Source organism: Streptomyces sp. ATCC 21386 (assembly GCF_018728545.1).
Taxonomy (GTDB): domain Bacteria; phylum Actinomycetota; class Actinomycetes; order Streptomycetales; family Streptomycetaceae; genus Streptomyces.
In genome coordinates this window covers 853,780-868,638 of sequence record NZ_JAAVVL010000001.1, presented here as the reverse complement: position 1 = coordinate 868,638, position 14,859 = coordinate 853,780, and the positions used below count along the sequence as shown (strand labels likewise).

General features: G+C 72.2%; 13 protein-coding genes. 8 read left to right on the top strand and 5 right to left on the bottom strand.

The window, feature by feature from the left end; genetic code table 11:
• The first annotated feature begins 209 nt into the window (after positions 1 to 209).
• From GWK25_RS03795 to GWK25_RS03785, 3 genes are all read left to right on the top strand, one after another.
• On the top strand, positions 210 to 869 hold the full coding sequence (locus tag GWK25_RS03795; protein WP_308404470.1) for a response regulator transcription factor: 660 nt from the start codon (positions 210 to 212) through the stop codon (positions 867 to 869).
• Positions 870 to 1,039: 170 nt separating this feature from the next.
• Positions 1,040 to 2,977: a 2-oxoacid:acceptor oxidoreductase subunit alpha gene (locus tag GWK25_RS03790; protein ID WP_215448490.1), complete on the top strand. Its 1,938-nt coding sequence runs from the start codon at positions 1,040 to 1,042 to the stop codon at positions 2,975 to 2,977.
• A complete protein-coding gene (locus GWK25_RS03785; protein WP_215448489.1) occupies positions 2,970 to 4,058 on the top strand; it encodes a 2-oxoacid:ferredoxin oxidoreductase subunit beta in 1,089 nt (362 codons plus the stop codon). Before GWK25_RS03790 ends, GWK25_RS03785 begins: the two co-directional genes overlap by 8 nt.
• A gap of 149 nt (positions 4,059 to 4,207) precedes the next feature.
• Here the strand turns inward: GWK25_RS03785 and GWK25_RS03780 are convergent, their stop codons facing one another.
• The gene (locus GWK25_RS03780) at positions 4,208 to 4,606 is read right to left on the bottom strand and encodes a helix-turn-helix domain-containing protein (RefSeq protein WP_251828700.1); all 399 of its coding nucleotides are present in this window, start codon (positions 4,604 to 4,606) and stop codon (positions 4,208 to 4,210) included.
• A gap of 90 nt (positions 4,607 to 4,696) precedes the next feature.
• Here GWK25_RS03780 and GWK25_RS03775 point away from each other — a divergent pair, with 90 nt between their 5' ends.
• From GWK25_RS03775 to GWK25_RS03765, 3 genes are all read left to right on the top strand, one after another.
• Positions 4,697 to 5,551 (top strand): SDR family oxidoreductase, encoded by an 855-nt coding sequence (locus GWK25_RS03775; RefSeq protein ID WP_215448488.1) that lies wholly within the window; start codon positions 4,697 to 4,699, stop codon positions 5,549 to 5,551.
• A 369-nt stretch (positions 5,552 to 5,920) separates the two neighbouring features.
• Positions 5,921 to 6,880: an EamA family transporter RarD gene (gene rarD / locus GWK25_RS03770; RefSeq protein ID WP_215448487.1), complete on the top strand. Its 960-nt coding sequence runs from the start codon at positions 5,921 to 5,923 to the stop codon at positions 6,878 to 6,880.
• A 119-nt stretch (positions 6,881 to 6,999) separates the two neighbouring features.
• A complete protein-coding gene (locus GWK25_RS03765) occupies positions 7,000 to 7,989 on the top strand; it encodes a M28 family metallopeptidase (RefSeq protein WP_215448486.1) in 990 nt (329 codons plus the stop codon).
• Positions 7,990 to 8,120: 131 nt separating this feature from the next.
• Here GWK25_RS03765 and GWK25_RS03760 read toward each other — a convergent pair whose 3' ends face one another.
• The 4 genes from GWK25_RS03760 to GWK25_RS03745 all read right to left on the bottom strand — a co-directional run bounded on the left by GWK25_RS03760 (position 8,121) and on the right by GWK25_RS03745 (position 13,085).
• Complete coding sequence (locus tag GWK25_RS03760) at positions 8,121 to 8,678, bottom strand: hypothetical protein (protein ID WP_215448485.1); 558 nt, start codon at positions 8,676 to 8,678, stop codon at positions 8,121 to 8,123.
• Positions 8,679 to 8,849: 171 nt separating this feature from the next.
• Positions 8,850 to 11,162 (bottom strand): hypothetical protein, encoded by a 2,313-nt coding sequence (locus GWK25_RS03755; RefSeq protein ID WP_215448484.1) that lies wholly within the window; start codon positions 11,160 to 11,162, stop codon positions 8,850 to 8,852.
• Between the two features lie 7 nt (positions 11,163 to 11,169).
• A complete protein-coding gene (locus GWK25_RS03750) occupies positions 11,170 to 11,931 on the bottom strand; it encodes a hypothetical protein (protein ID WP_215457185.1) in 762 nt (253 codons plus the stop codon).
• A 119-nt stretch (positions 11,932 to 12,050) separates the two neighbouring features.
• Positions 12,051 to 13,085, bottom strand: a complete 1,035-nt coding sequence (locus GWK25_RS03745) for a peptidoglycan DD-metalloendopeptidase family protein (protein WP_215448483.1) — start codon at positions 13,083 to 13,085, stop codon at positions 12,051 to 12,053.
• Positions 13,086 to 13,495: 410 nt separating this feature from the next.
• On the opposite strand from GWK25_RS03745, the gene GWK25_RS03740 reads away from it, so the two are divergent.
• The gene (locus GWK25_RS03740) at positions 13,496 to 14,044 is read left to right on the top strand and encodes a DUF6668 family protein (RefSeq protein WP_215448482.1); all 549 of its coding nucleotides are present in this window, start codon (positions 13,496 to 13,498) and stop codon (positions 14,042 to 14,044) included.
• Positions 14,041 to 14,301 carry a hypothetical protein gene (locus GWK25_RS03735; RefSeq protein WP_215448481.1) on the top strand — a complete coding sequence of 87 codons (261 nt, stop codon included), beginning with the start codon at positions 14,041 to 14,043 and terminating at the stop codon, positions 14,299 to 14,301. The genes GWK25_RS03740 and GWK25_RS03735 overlap by 4 nt, the downstream gene beginning before the upstream one ends.
• Positions 14,302 to 14,859: the final 558 nt, after the last annotated feature.

Below are 14,859 nucleotides of genomic sequence, written 5' to 3'. Positions count from 1 at the left end.
TGCCGTTTCGCCTGGGGCGCCCTCTGCCGTGGGTGAGTTGCGGTTGGGGGTGCCTTGGCGTGGGTGCGCTCGTGTGTTTTTTGGGGGTGGGCGCGTCCCTGTTCCACCCCGGTTTCCTTCGCTGTGTGGGGACTGGGCGGCCGGATGCTGGAATGCTGGGGGCTGTCGCGGTACGGGGTGCAGTGGGGGGAACAGGCGTGGAGGACAGGGTGCGGGTGGTCATCGCCGAGGATTCGGTGCTGTTGCGGGAGGGGCTCACGCGGCTGCTGACCGACCGGGGGCACGATGTCGTCGCGGGGGTCGGGGACGGGAACGCCCTGATCAAGACGATCACCGAGTTCGCGGCGCAGGGCGACCTCCCGGACGTCGTCGTCGCCGATGTGCGGATGCCGCCGACCCACACCGACGAGGGCGTGCGGGCCGCCGTACAGCTGCGGAAGTCGCATCCGGAGCTGGGCGTGCTCGTGCTGTCGCAGTACGTGGAGGAGCGGTACGCCACCGAGCTGCTCGCGGGGTCCAGCCGTGGCGTCGGGTATCTGCTGAAGGACCGGGTGGCCGAGGTCCGGGAGTTCGTCGACGCCGTGGTGCGGGTGGCCCGGGGCGGTACGGCGCTGGACCCGGAGGTGGTCGCGCAGCTGCTCGGGCGGAGCCGGAAGCAGGACGTGCTCGCGGGGCTCACCCCCCGGGAGCGTGAGGTGCTGGGGCTGATGGCGGAGGGGCGGACCAACTCGGCGATCGCCCGGCAACTGGTCGTCAGCGACGGGGCCGTCGAGAAGCACGTCAGCAACATCTTCCTGAAGCTCGGGCTGTCCCAGAGCGACGGGGACCACCGACGGGTCCTGGCAGTGCTCACCTATCTGAATTCATGATTATCTGACACCGTGTCAGACGGGGGCTCCCAATTCCTCCTCTTCCGTCGCCCGTCCGGTCTCCGGGTGGACTTCGAGGCTTTCGTCGGCCTCACCGACGTAGGGTTGGTCCTGGGAGGGCCGTCGGGTCGGCCGTTCCCGGACAGCCGCCTCAAGGGAGGTCCAGTTCAGTGACCAGCCAGGTCAGCAGCCCAGCGGAGCAGGCCGACGAGTCCGCTCTGGGAGAACTGAGGGAACAGCGCAATCCGGCGGGGCCGAAGGACGTCAGGCGACTCGATCGGGTGATCATTCGGTTCGCCGGGGACTCCGGTGACGGTATGCAGCTCACCGGCGACCGCTTCACCTCCGAGACCGCCACCTTCGGCAACGACCTCTCCACCCTGCCGAACTTCCCCGCCGAGATCCGCGCCCCCGCCGGCACCCTGCCGGGCGTCTCCAGCTTCCAGCTGCACTTCGCCGACCACGACATCCTCACCCCGGGTGACGCGCCCAACGTGCTCGTCGCGATGAACCCGGCCGCTCTCAAGGCGAACATCGGGGACGTGCCGCGCGGCGCGGAGATCATCGTCAACACGGACGAGTTCACCAAGCGGGCGATGCAGAAGGTCGGGTACACGACCAGTCCGCTGGAGGACGGGTCGCTGGACGGGTACAGCCTCCATCCGGTGCCGCTGACCACGCTCACCGTCGAGGCGCTCAAGGAGTTCGACCTCAGCCGCAAGGAGGCCGAGCGCAGCAAGAACATGTTCGCGCTCGGTCTGCTGTCCTGGATGTACCACCGGCCGACCGAGGGCACCGAGCGGTTCCTGGCGGCCAAGTTCGCCAAGAAGCCGGAGATCGCGGCCGCCAACCTGGCCGCCTTCCGCGCGGGCTGGAACTTCGGGGAGACCACCGAGGACTTCGCGGTCAGTTACGAGATCGCCCCGGCGACCCAGGCCTTCCCGGTGGGGACGTACCGGAACATCTCCGGGAACCTGGCCCTGTCGTACGGGCTGATCGCGGCCTCGCGGCAGGCGGATCTGCCGCTGTACCTGGGCTCGTACCCGATCACGCCGGCCTCGGACATCCTGCACGAGCTGAGCCGGCACAAGAACTTCGGGGTGCGGACCTTCCAGGCGGAGGACGAGATCGCGGGCATCGGGGCCGCGCTGGGGGCCGCCTTCGGGGGTTCTCTCGCGGTCACGACGACCTCCGGGCCGGGTGTGGCGCTGAAGTCGGAGACCATCGGGCTCGCCGTCTCGCTCGAACTGCCGCTGCTCGTCGTCGACATCCAGCGCGGTGGGCCGTCCACCGGGCTGCCGACCAAGACCGAGCAGGCCGATCTGCTCCAGGCCATGTACGGGCGCAACGGCGAGGCCCCGGTGCCGGTGGTCGCGCCGCGCACCCCGGCCGACTGTTTCGACGCGGCCCTCGAAGCGGCCCGGATCGCGCTCACGTACCGCACGCCCGTGTTCCTGCTCTCCGACGGCTACCTGGCCAACGGCAGCGAGCCCTGGCGCATCCCCGAGCTCGACGAACTGCCGGATCTGACCGTGCAGTTCACCCAGGGGCCCAACCACACGCTGGACGACGGCACCGAGGTCTTCTGGCCGTACAAGCGCGACCCGCAGACCCTCGCCCGGCCGTGGGCTGTGCCCGGGACACCGGGGCTGGAGCACCGGATCGGCGGCATCGAGAAGCAGGACGGCACGGGCAACATCTCCTACGACCCGGCCAACCACGACTTCATGGTGCGCACGCGGCAGGCGAAGATCGACGGGATCGACGTCCCCGACATCGAGGTCGACGACCCGCACGGGGCACGCACGCTGGTGCTGGGCTGGGGGTCGACGTACGGGCCGATCACGGCGGCGGTACGGCGGCTGCGGACGGCCGGGGAGTCCATCGCGCAGGCCCATCTGCGCCACCTCAACCCCTTCCCGCGCAACCTCGGCACGGTGGTGCGGCGTTACGACAAGGTGGTGATCCCCGAGATGAACCTCGGGCAGCTCGCCACGCTCGTACGGGCGAAGTACCTGGTCGACGCCCACTCCTACAACCAGGTGAACGGCATGCCGTTCAAGGCGGAGCAGCTCGCCACGGCTCTCAAGGAGGCCATCGATGGCTGAGAGGTCCACGGAGACCGCGGGCACGGGCGGCACGATCGAGGCGCTGTCCCTCGTGCCCAAGGCCACGGCCCGGCAGTCCATGAAGGACTTCAAGTCCGACCAGGAAGTGCGCTGGTGCCCGGGCTGCGGTGACTACGCGATCCTCGCCGCCGTCCAGGGCTTCATGCCCGAACTGGGGCTGGCCAGGGAGAACATCGTCTTCGTCTCGGGCATCGGCTGCTCCTCCCGCTTCCCGTACTACATGGACACGTACGGGATGCACTCCATCCACGGGCGGGCGCCGGCGATCGCGACCGGGCTCGCCACCTCGCGGCGCGACCTGTCCGTCTGGGTGGTGACCGGCGACGGGGACGCGCTGTCGATCGGCGGCAACCATCTGATCCACGCCCTGCGGCGCAATGTGAACCTGAAGATCCTGCTCTTCAACAACCGGATCTACGGTCTGACGAAGGGGCAGTACTCCCCCACCTCGGAGGTCGGCAAGATCACCAAGTCGACGCCGATGGGATCGCTGGACGCACCCTTCAACCCGGTGTCGCTGGCGATCGGGGCGGAGGCGTCGTTCGTGGCGCGGACCGTGGACTCCGACCGCAAGCACCTGACGGAGGTGCTGCGGCAGGCCGCCGCCCACCCGGGCACGGCGCTCGTGGAGATCTACCAGAACTGCAACATCTTCAACGACGGCGCCTTCGAGGTCCTCAAGGACCGGCAGCAGGCCGAGGAGGCCGTGATCCGGCTGGAGCACGGGCAGCCGATCCGGTTCGGCGCGGACGGCGGGCGGGGTGTCGTACGGGACGAGGCCACCGGTGATCTGAAGGTGGTCACCGTGACCCCGGAGAACGAGTCCCGGATCCTGGTCCACGACGCGCACGCGCAGTCGCCCACCACGGCGTTCGCGCTGTCGCGGCTGGCCGATCCGGACACGCTGCACCACACGCCGATCGGTGTCCTGCGGTCCGTCGAACGGCCCGTCTACGACACGCAGATGGCCGACCAGCTGGACTCCGCCATCGACCGGTTCGGCAAGGGCGACCTCGCGGCACTGCTGGCCGGCGGGGACACCTGGACGGTGGTCGGCTGACCGCGGCCGACCAGGCGGGACGAGCGCAGGACGAGCGCAGGACGAGCGGGCGGCGAGGCCCGGGGCAGTTCAGCCCCGGGCCTCGCCGCACTCCGCCCGGCCTGGCCCTACGTCCGCCCGGACTGGTCACACGTCTGCCCGGCCTGGCCCTACGGCTGCCTGGACTCGTCGTACGTCCGCCGGGCTTCCTCCACGGCGTCCATGCGGTCCCTCGTCCAGAGGGCGAGCGACCGCACCTGTTCGGCGGCCTCGCGGCCGAGGTCGGTGAGGGAGTAGTCGACGCGTGGCGGGATGACGGGCTTGGCGTCGCGGTGGACGAGGCCGTCGCGCTCCAGGGTCTGGAGGGTCTGGGTGAGCATCTTCTCGCTGACCCGTCCGATGGCCCGGCGCAGCTCGCTGAAGCGGTACGACCGCTCCAGCAGCTCGATCAGGACGAGGACGCCCCAGCGGCTGGTGACGTGCTCCAGGACGAGGCGGTACGGACACATCCCCTCGGGGCCCATCTCGTACTTGCCTGCGGGCGGCGGCGACACCTTGCTTACGGCCATGCCAGTACCTTACTTCAAAGTGGGTACTTTCGAAGAGTTAGTGCACCCCCTAGGGTGAGTGTCGCATCCGCCCCCTGGAGGAGTTCCACCATGAGCATCGTCGTCACCGGAGCCACCGGCCACCTCGGCACGTTCGTCATCGAGGGCCTGCTGGAGAAGGTACCGGCCGAGCAGATCACGGCCGTCGTCCGCAGCGAGGAGAAGGCCGCCGGCTTCGCGGCGCGCGGCGTGAAGATCGCCGTCGCCGACTACAGCGCCCCCGAGACCTTCGACGGCGTCCTCGCCGCCGGCGACAAGGTGCTGCTGATCTCCGGCAGCGAGATCGGCGCCGACCGGGTGGGCCAGCACAAGGTCGTGATCGACGCCGCCAAGGCCGCGGGGGTGGCGCTCCTCGCGTACACCAGCGCGCCGGGCAGCCTGACGGCCGCGCTCGCGGACGACCACCGGGGCACGGAGGAGGTGCTGCTCGCGTCCGGGCTGCCGTACACCCTGCTGCGCAACGGCTGGTACAACGAGAACTACACCGAGCAGCTCGCGCCGGTGCTGGAGCACAACGCCGTCACCCACGCCGCCGGTGAGGGCCGGGTCTCCTCCGCGGCCCGCGCGGACTACGCGGCCGCCGCCGTCGCCGTGCTGACCGGTGAGGGCCACGAGAACAAGACGTACGAGTTGGGCGGCGACACCGCGTGGAGCTTCGGCGAGTACGCGGCCGAGCTGAGCGCGCAGACCGGCAAGGAGATAGCGAACAACTCCGTCCCCGGCGAGGTGCTCACCGGCATTCTGACCAGCGTCGGGCTCCCCCCGTTCCTCGCCGAGGTCCTCGCGGGCGTCGACGCGTCCGTCGCCAAGGGCGAGCTGGTCGTCTCCTCCGGCGACCTCTCCCGCCTCATCGGCCGTCCGACCACGCCGATCGCCGAGTCGATCGCGGTGGCGCTGAAGGCGTGACCGGACGGGGCTGAGCACTTCGGCCGGCGTCCTTACCCCCGAGGAGGCGTACGGAGCGCCTCCGGCCTGCGTCCCGCGCTCCCGGGGCTGCACCGGGCCGCCCCCGGCTCACCCCGAGGCAGCACCCGCACCACCTTGCGTCCGCCCCTCCCTGCGGACGCCCGAAAGACCCGGTCGGCACCCCGCCCGCCGGTCGACGCCTGGAGCAACCCCCAGGTCGGGCCCCGGCCTCCCCCTCTGGGCGCCTCACCCCCGGCTGTCATGACCGTATGCCGATACGGGCATGACAGCCGGGGGTGCTCGGCGTTACCTTCGGGAGGGTCGAGGGGTCGGGGTCGCGGCGGTGCGGCCGGGCGAGGAGGAGGGGCCGTGGCAGCGCAGTCGAGGGGCGAACACCGGATAGGGCTGCTGAACGGCTTCGCCGCGTACGGGATGTGGGGGCTCGTCCCCCTCTTCTGGCCCCTGCTGAAGCCCTCCGGCGCGGCGGAGATCCTCGCCCACCGCATGGTCTGGTCCCTCGCGGTCGTCGCCGTCCTGCTGCTGGTCCTGCGTCGCTGGTCCTGGGCCGGTGAGCTGCTGCGACAGCCACGCAGGCTCGCCCTGATCACCGTCGCGGCGGCGGTGATCACCGTCAACTGGGGCGTCTACATCTGGGCCGTCAACACCCACCAGGTGGTCGAGGCCTCCCTCGGGTACTTCATCAACCCGCTCGTCACCATCGCCATCGGCGTCCTGCTGCTGAAGGAACGGCTACGGCCCGTCCAGTGGACGGCCGTCGGCGTCGGCTTCGCGGCCGTCCTCGTCCTCACGATCGGCTACGGGCGGCCGCCGTGGATCTCCCTCTGTCTCGCCTTCTCCTTCGCCACCTACGGGCTGGTGAAGAAGAAGGTCAACCTGGGCGGCGTGGAGTCGCTCGCCGCCGAGACCGCGATCCAGTTCCTGCCCGCGCTGGCCTATCTGCTGTGGCTGGGCTCGCGCGGGGACGCCACCTTCGGTCCGCACGGGACGGGGCACGCGCTGCTGCTGGCCGCGACCGGACTGGTGACCGCCCTGCCGCTGGTCTGCTTCGGGGCGGCCGCGATCCGGGTGCCGCTGTCCACGCTGGGGCTGCTGCAGTACCTGGCGCCGGTGTTCCAGTTCCTGCTGGGCGTCCTCTACTTCGGTGAGGCCATGCCGCCCGAGCGGTGGGCGGGCTTCGCGCTGGTGTGGCTGGCGCTGTCCCTGCTGACGTGGGACGCGCTGCGGACGGCGCGGGTGGCACGCAAGCGGCTGGAGGAACTGAGCGTCGTCGTGGACCCCGTCGAGGCGCGAACCCCGCTGGCCAAATAGCACCCTTGACGGAGAGTCAGTCCCGCCCGCACCATCCAGGCACCTCATTCACCGGGTTCGCCATGGACACATCAACAGTGTCGTCCGGGGCGGGCCCATGGAATTCGGAGCCCCCCACCATGAAGCTCTCTGTTCCAGTCGCGGGCCGCGCCGCCGTCGCCACCGCCGTCGCCGCGGCCGTCACGGCGACCACGCTGTTCACCACCGGTTCCATAGCGGGGGCCGCCCCCGCCCCCGACCGGGCGGCCGCCGCTCCGGCGGCGACGATCGCCGCGGCGCCCGACCTGCCCGTGGCCAACGTCAAGGCGCACCTGACCCAGTTCCAGTCCATCGCCGCCGCCAACGGCGGCAACAGAGCCCACGGCCGCGCCGGCTACCTCGCGTCGCTCAACTACGTGAAGGGCAAGCTCGACGCGGCCGGTTTCACCACGACGGTACAGACCTTCACGTCCAGCGGGCGCACCGGCTACAACCTGATCGCGGACTGGCCGGGCGGCGACACGAACCAGGTTGTCATGGCCGGTTCACACCTGGACAGTGTCTCCTCGGGCGCGGGCATCAACGACAACGGCAGCGGGTCCGCCGCGGTGCTGGAGGCCGCGCTGACCGTGGCCCGCACCGGCTACCAGCCCACGAAGCACCTCCGGTTCGCCTGGTGGGGCGCGGAGGAGCTGGGTCTCGTCGGGTCCCGCTACTACGTCAACAACCTCTCCTCCGCGAACCGGGCCCGCATCAGCGGTTACCTCAACTTCGACATGATCGGCTCGCCTAACCCCGGGTACTTCGTCTACGACGACAACCCCGTCATCGAGCAGACCTTCAAGGACTACTTCGCGGGCATCGGCGTCCCGACCGAGATCGAGACCGAGGGCGACGGCCGCTCCGACCACGCGCCGTTCAAGAGCGCCGGCGTTCCCGTCGGCGGGCTCTTCACGGGGGCGAGCCGGACGAAGACCGCGGCGCAGGTGGCCAAGTGGGGCGGTACGTCCGGCCAGGCCTTCGACCGCTGCTACCACTCGTCCTGCGACACCACGGCCAACATCAACGACACGGCGCTCGACCGGAACGGGGACGCGCTGGCGTACGCGGTGTGGGAGCTGTCGGAGTGAGGCACGCGGCGCGTGGCGCGTGGCGTTCCGGGTGGTGACGCCCGGTAGGTAGGTCCGGGCCGTTGTCGTTCCGGGGGCGGCCGGCGGTGGGGAGCGCCGCGGTCGGCCCCGTTTGTGTGTACGGCGGCAGGTCAGAGTGACCGGCGGTGGGCGGGAGCGGGGGCGGGGGTCGACGGGCGGGTCACGGCCGAGGTGCGGCGGGCCGCGAGGGCGTGGGTGTGCGCCGGGGTCGCGGTCGTCGACCTGAGGCGGGACGCGACCGAGGTGGGCATGCCGGCGCCGTGAGCGAGGTCCGCGGCCACGGCGGAGCGGAGCGCGCCGAGCCGGGCCGACCGGCTGGTGCGCCGCTCCGGGACGAGCGCTCCGACGTCGACGCTCAGCGCGGCCCGGACGGCTCCGGGGTGCGTCGGGATGGGGGCGGCACCCCTCACGGGGGTGCGGGAGGGGTCGAGACCGGCGGAGCGGAGGGCCGCGATGCGAGCGCTCCAAGGGGCGACCGTTTGGGGCGCCGGCGTACGGCGGTGAGGCGGGCCGGGGGCGCCGTGCTGGGCGGGCGGCGCTTGGGTCGGCCGGTCGAGGGTGCGCCAGCTCAGGGTGCCGGTCAGCTCGTTGACGGCCACCTCGACCCGGGGGCGGAGGGTATGGCGGTGTTCGGGGGGCGCCGTGGAGGAGGAGCGCTCGCGGGCCACTCGGGGAAGGCCGGTGGGGCGGTCGGGTGCGTGGGTGGGCTGGTCGTGTCTGTCGGTGGGGCGGTCGGTTGTAGGAGTGGGGCGGTCGGGTGCTTGGGTGGGGCGGTGAGGTGGGGCGGTGAGGTGGTCCGTCGAGCGGGTGACCGGGGGCGTCGGCGGCTTCGAACGGGGTCACTGGCCATGAGCGTAGGGGGCGGAGTCGAGGGCGCGGGCCCGGTCGGTGAGGCGGGTCATGCGGGTGCGGGCCTTCTCCAGCTGCTCCAGGTCGTCGGCCGCGGGACCGGCGTCCGCGGCGAGGTCGGTCCAGACGGCGATCAGGTCGCGGCCCAGGTGCAGCCCCTGGAGCGGGTCACGGACCGCCCGCCAGGCGGCCGCCGCGCTCTGGATGTTGCCGTACGCGGCCCGCTGATCGCGCATACGGTGGCGGAGGCCGGCGAGGTCGAGCGACAGATGGAACGAGCGGAGGGCGTCACCGGCCAAGTAGGCGATGTAGGCGGTGAGTTCGCGCAGCTTCAGAACCTCGGCGTGCTGGGGGCCCAGCGCCACCGTCGCCTGTGCGACCGTCTGCTCGGCCATCTCCGCGGCTACCTGGATGCGGCCCAGCTTCACGGCCTCGTTGATGCGCGAGACGGCCTCCGCGAACGGTGACGGGGTGCCGCCGTCCTCCTCCGGGTCCAGCACCGCCTCGGCCACCGCGTCGAACTCCCGTACCGGCGCGGGCTTCGGCGCGTCGTCCTCCTCCAGCACCTTCCACTCTGGGGCGGAGTAGGCGTCGGACGCGGACTCCTCCGCAGGGGCCGGCGTGGAGAGGGATGCGCGTTCCGGGGTGGGCGTGGTGGTGGGCGGCGTCTGGTGCTGCATCGGGGCCGGAGTCGGAGCGGGGGGCCAGGGCTGGGGCTCCAGCGAGACGGGCCCGGACTCCGGGGCGGGCTCCGAGGACGGGATGTGCGTCGGCTCCGAGGCGTGCGGGTGCGCCGACTCCGGGGCGGGGCCCGTGGGGGCCGCGGGCCACGGCTGCGGGTCCAGGGAGGCCGGGGCCGTGAGCGGGCCGAACTCGCCGGTCGGGGGTGAGACCGTGCCGACGGCCGGGGCGGTGTCCTGGGCGGGCTCGGGAGCCGAGGTTCGGGCGTCCGAGTCCACCGGGACGCCGGGGAGGGTGAGGGGCAGGTCCGGGGTGCGCAGGTCCGGGGTGCGCGACGGCCGTGCCAAGGGGCCCTCCGTCGGTTCCGGCACCGCGCGCAGCACGAACGTCGACGGAACGACCGCGCCCGACGCCGGCTGCGACGCGTCGCCCTGCGCGCCCTGCTTCTCCCTCGCCGCCGTGAGCGGCATCGTCCGCGGCTCGCGCTTCACGGGCGGCGCCGGCTCGGAGGGGGCGGGTGCGGCCGACTTGTGGTCGGGGGCGTGCGGGGGTTCGTAGGCAGGCGCATGTGCGGATGCCGGTGCGGGTGCCGGTTCGGGTGCCGGTGCCGGTGCGGGTGCCGGTTCGGGGGTCTGTGCGCGGGCGTGCGCGGACACGGCCTCCGGAGCGTGCGCGGGCTCGGGAGCGTGCGCGGGCTCGGGAGCGTGCGCGGGCTCGGGAGCGTGCGCGGGTTCCGGCGCGGGCGCGGGCTTCGCCGCCGACAGAGGGAGGGTGCTCGGCTCCCGCTTCGGGCGCTCGGGCTGCGGTGTGGGGGTGAACGGCTCCGCCTGGAGCGCCGGTTCGCTCGCCCCCAACCGCATCGTGCTGGGCTCCCGCCTCGGCTGCCCCTGCGGGTGCGACGGCGACTCCGGCCGCGCGTCCGGCCGTACCTCCGCCTGGACGGACGGCTGGGGCTGCGACTGCGGCTGCGGCTGCGGCTGCGGCTGCGGCTGCGGCTGCGGCTGCGGGCGATGCTCGGGGTGCGCCGGCGCCTCCGGCCTCGCCTGAGGCTGCCACTGCTGCTGAGCCTCGGCCTGGGGCCGGACCTGGGCAGGGGCATGCGCGACCGCCTGCCAGTTCGGGTCCTGGTGAGGGTGTGGCGAGGAGGGCTGCGGGGTGTGCGGAACGCCCTGCTCGGCCGGGAGTCCGCCCGGGGCCGCCGACTCCGGTACCGCGCGCAGGACATGCGTCGACCTGTCGCGGCGCGGGGCCGGGGCCGAGGCGGGCGGCTCCGGGGCTGTCCCGCTCGCCGTCCGCGCCACGAACCCCTGCGGCTCGCCCACCCGTACCGGCTCGCCGGCGTAGTGGCTGGAGCCGTCGACCTGGATCTGCAGCGGGACGACATAGCCGATGCGTTCGTCGTGGACCGTGGCGAGGACGGGGTGACCGGTGGCGAGGGCCAGGCGGTGGAGGTAGTCCAGGGCGGCGCTCTGGAGGGACTCCCCGGCGGCCGGCGGTACCGGCATGCCACCGACCGTCGCGCCGGCCTCGGCCGAGACCCGTACGTCGATCGGGGTGAGCCCGGCCGGCACGCGTCCCGCGCGCTTGAGTTCCCGCTTCTGTTCGCGGCTGAGTCGAGTCATCGTTCCCTCACTCGGGTCGGGCAGAAGGAGAAGGAGAAAGAGGAGTTGCGGGGGTGGCGGCCGCGGCCGACGTGGACGGGTCCGGTGTCGGTATCGCTGCCTCCACCGTACGCACCTCGTCCACCCGCCACGGCTCGCCCTTGCCCGAGCGCACCAGCTTCACGTACACCGTGGCCTGAGGGCCGGTTCCCGTCCAGCCGTCACGGCCGTGTGCGGTGCCGTCGACGAAGAGGGCGCGGTAGGCGTCCCTGGCCGAGTCGGAGGGCGCGTCCCCGTCGTCGTCCGGTTCCACCTCGACCGTGGTCCACGCCTGGTGCGCGGCCCAGGAGTTCCACTGTTCGCCGGCGCCGCTCGCGGGACGGTACGAGCGCTCGGCCTTCGCCTTGGCGGCGGTGAACCAGCGCGCGGAGCGCAGCACGGCGTCGTGCGGACCGGTGTCGTACTTGGTGTCGTAGCCGTACGCGACCTCGGTCCATGCCTCGGCGACGGCGGTCGCGTCCGTCTCGTCGACGCCGGTGGGGTTCGGGACACGGGCGTCCGGGCCGAGCGACTTCCCGGAAGGGAGGGGGGCCTTGGGGGTGAAGGGCGGTTCGGACGTGGCCGTGGAGCCGCCCGCCGTCTTGCGGTGGTCCTCCAGACCGCAGGCGGTGAGGACCGCGACGCCGGTCACGGTCGCGAGCACGACCACACCCGCCCGGCGGACCACTCCGCCGAAGCGGCCGGCCCCGCGCGCGTCTCGTTCCTCGCGCCCGCCGCGCGCACCATGCATCACGTTCACCCTGATTCCCCTCCTCACCTCAGTGTCCTGCCCCGTCGAACCTGCTGAACCCGCCGAACCCGTCGAACCCGCCGGGCCCGTCGCATCTGTTACCCGCACCCTGACCCTCACTACAGCCCCAGCCACGGCGCCGGATTCACGTACGCCCCGTTCTGCTGCACCTCGAAGTGGAGGTGGGCGCCGGTCGAGTAGCCGGTCGAGCCGACCAGGCCGACGCGTTGGCCGACCTTGACCTTGTCGCCGACGCTCACGCTGAGGCCGGACAGCATGTGGTTGTAGGTGGTGGAGATGGTGTCGCCGTTGATGGTTCCGTGGGAGATGACGACACGGTTGCCGTAGCCGTTGCTCCACCCGGCGAAGGTCACCTCGCCGTCGCGGGCGGCGAGCACCGGCGTACCGGACGCCGCGCCGAAGTCGATGCCTGTGTGCAGTTTGCGGACCCCGAGCGTCGGGTGCATGCGCCAGCCGTACGGCGAGGTCACGGGCGGGTTGCCGGACAGCGGCATCGCCATCTCCCGGCCGTCCGGGAGCTTTCCGGGCGGGTCGTCGACCGACTCGTACTTGGAGATCAGGGACTTGATGCGGGCGACGTAGTTCTGGGTCTCGGTGTAGGGCGGGATGCCGCCGTACTTCTGCACCGCGCCCGGACCGGCGTTGTACGCGGCGAGCGCCAGGTCGAGGGTCTCGCCGGTCGCCTGGCCGCGGTCCTTGTAGCCCTGGACCTGCTTGGCGAGGGCGCAGTCGTAGCGGCCCTGGGCCATGATCGCGTCACCGGGGTCGTACGGGGAGACGCGGCCGTTGCCGTCGTCGTCCTTGCCCCAGCTCGGCCAGGTGCCGGGCATGAACTGGCTCAACCCCTCGGCGCCGACCGGGGACTTGGCGTTCGGGTTCCAGCCCGACTCGGCCTCGATCTGCGCGGCGATCACCGCGGGCTTGATGACGTCGCACATGGCGCCCGCCTTGAGCACCCACGGCACGTACTCGGCCGGTACCTGGCCCGACTTGAGTCCTCCCCCGACACCCTGCTCCTCTGCCTCGGCATCGCCGCCGCCGCTCACCGCGACCATCATGACCACCGGCATCAGTACGGCCGCCACGCAGCCGCCGACGACCCAGGTCGTGACGGACCCTCCCCCGTTGGACATCTGCTCCCCTCAGCGTCGAAGTGGCGGGAAGGGACGAGACGAGACGAGATGCGGTGACGCGGTTCCGTCACGCCTCCGGTGACGTCGTTCCGTCAGGCATCCGGTGACGTCGTTCCGTCAGGCATCCGGTGACGTCGTTCCGTCATGTTCCTGCCACTTGGGTCCAGTCAGACGAGTCTCTCCGCTCACCCCCGCTCCGCGCGTCACCGGTGCGTCACAGGCTCGTCGCAGGAACTCACGTCCCGATTCCCAAGCCGCCCGTACGCCGTGAAGATCGGTGATGGGCGTCGCGCCGGGCACACAACGGCGGCCGGCACCCCGCCGGGTGCGACGGGCGCCACGGACTCAGGAAGACTGCGACAGGCGGGCCGCGCCGAGCGGACCGCTGTGATCAGCGGCGGAAACGGGGAGTGGTGGAGAGCGGTGATGCGGTGATGCGGCCGGACACGGGACAGGCGGCGGCCGGGCCGGAGATCTGGGTGCGGGGCCCGGTGACGGAGCCGGAGGCACGGCCGCCGGACCCGGCGCCCCTGGCGGCGGCGAGCGCACGGCAGTTCTCCTGGGTCGCCACGCACGGCGGTGCCGGGTCCACCACCCTCGCGACGGTCTTCGGCGGTCATGACGCGGGCCGCAACTGGCCGCGTCCCGACCAGGGCGAGCCGGGGTCGGTGCTCCTGGTGGGGCGCACGCACTCCTCCGGGCTCGACGCGGTCTCGCACACCCTGGACATCTTCCGGCGGGGCGACGCGCCGCCGGGGCTCGACCTCGACGCGATCGTGCTGGTCGCGGACGCGCCCGGCCGGCTGCCCCGGCAGCTGGTGCAGCGCGTGAAGGTGATCGGTTCCGTCATAGACGTCTACCGCGTGCCCTGGGTGCCCGCCTGGCGCACCGGCGATCTCACCGGCCCGCCGCCCCGGGAGAGCGCGGCACTGGCCCGTCTGACCGGGAGGACCCCGTGAGCAGCACCCTGTACGCCGCCGCCTCGACGCTGGCCGCGCCTCCGGCCGTGGTCACCAACGAGCTCAACTACGTGCTGAACATCCTCGCCTGGCTGGTCACGGCGGCCGGCGTGTGCGGGCTGATGATCGTGGGCACACGGATGGCCATCTCCCTGCGGTCCGGGGAGGGCGACGAGCACCTCACGCAGTTCGCGGTGGTCATGGGCGCCTGCATCATCGGCGCGACGGCCGGACCGATCGTGGGGTTCGTGCTGTAGGGGGACCGCGGAGCGGAGCACAGGAGGAACACCGGGCGTAAGGCAGGGCGACGGCCCGCCGGTTCACGGGGAACCGACGGGCCGTCGCCGTGCCGTCAGGCGACTTCGGCCGCGCCTGACGGCTTCCGCCGCGGCTACGGACGGCTCGCACCGTGGCTTCGGGCAGCTTCCGCCGTGCCTGACGGCCTCCGGCCTGATGGGTTCCGCCATGGCTTCGGGCGGCTTCTCGTAACGCGCTGGTGCGCGCCCATCGCGCGCCGAGTCACTGCCACGGTGCGCGACTCCGCCGCGCAAGGACACACGCCTCCGCCGCGCAAGGACACACGCCTCCGCCGCGCAAGGGCATACGCCCCCGCCGCGCCAGGACGCGCGGCCCCGTCGCACATGGATACGTCGCTCTCTTCGCACGCCGGTGCGAGACCTTCCGCTTAGCCGCAGGTCCCGGCGTTTCTGACGGATCGTCACTGTCCCGGACATGACGAGGAGTTCCCGTCTGTCACGAGCACGTCACCGACAGGTGCTGGATCACTACATCGCTTGGTTTCGGCTCACAGCAGT

What these genes read in the sequence shown, in the direction of transcription:
- GWK25_RS03785 (WP_215448489.1), top strand. Translation starts at nt 2,970, where the DNA reads ATGGCTGAGAGGTCCACGGAGACCGCGGGCACGGGCGGCACGATCGAG.
- GWK25_RS03780 (WP_251828700.1), bottom strand. Translation starts at nt 4,606, where the DNA reads ATGGCCGTAAGCAAGGTGTCGCCGCCGCCCGCAGGCAAGTACGAGATG.
- GWK25_RS03775 (WP_215448488.1), top strand. Translation starts at nt 4,697, where the DNA reads ATGAGCATCGTCGTCACCGGAGCCACCGGCCACCTCGGCACGTTCGTC.
- GWK25_RS03765 (WP_215448486.1), top strand. Translation starts at nt 7,000, where the DNA reads ATGAAGCTCTCTGTTCCAGTCGCGGGCCGCGCCGCCGTCGCCACCGCC.
- GWK25_RS03755 (WP_215448484.1), bottom strand. Translation starts at nt 11,162, where the DNA reads ATGACTCGACTCAGCCGCGAACAGAAGCGGGAACTCAAGCGCGCGGGA.
- GWK25_RS03750 (WP_215457185.1), bottom strand. Translation starts at nt 11,931, where the DNA reads ATGCATGGTGCGCGCGGCGGGCGCGAGGAACGAGACGCGCGCGGGGCC.
- GWK25_RS03745 (WP_215448483.1), bottom strand. Translation starts at nt 13,085, where the DNA reads ATGTCCAACGGGGGAGGGTCCGTCACGACCTGGGTCGTCGGCGGCTGC.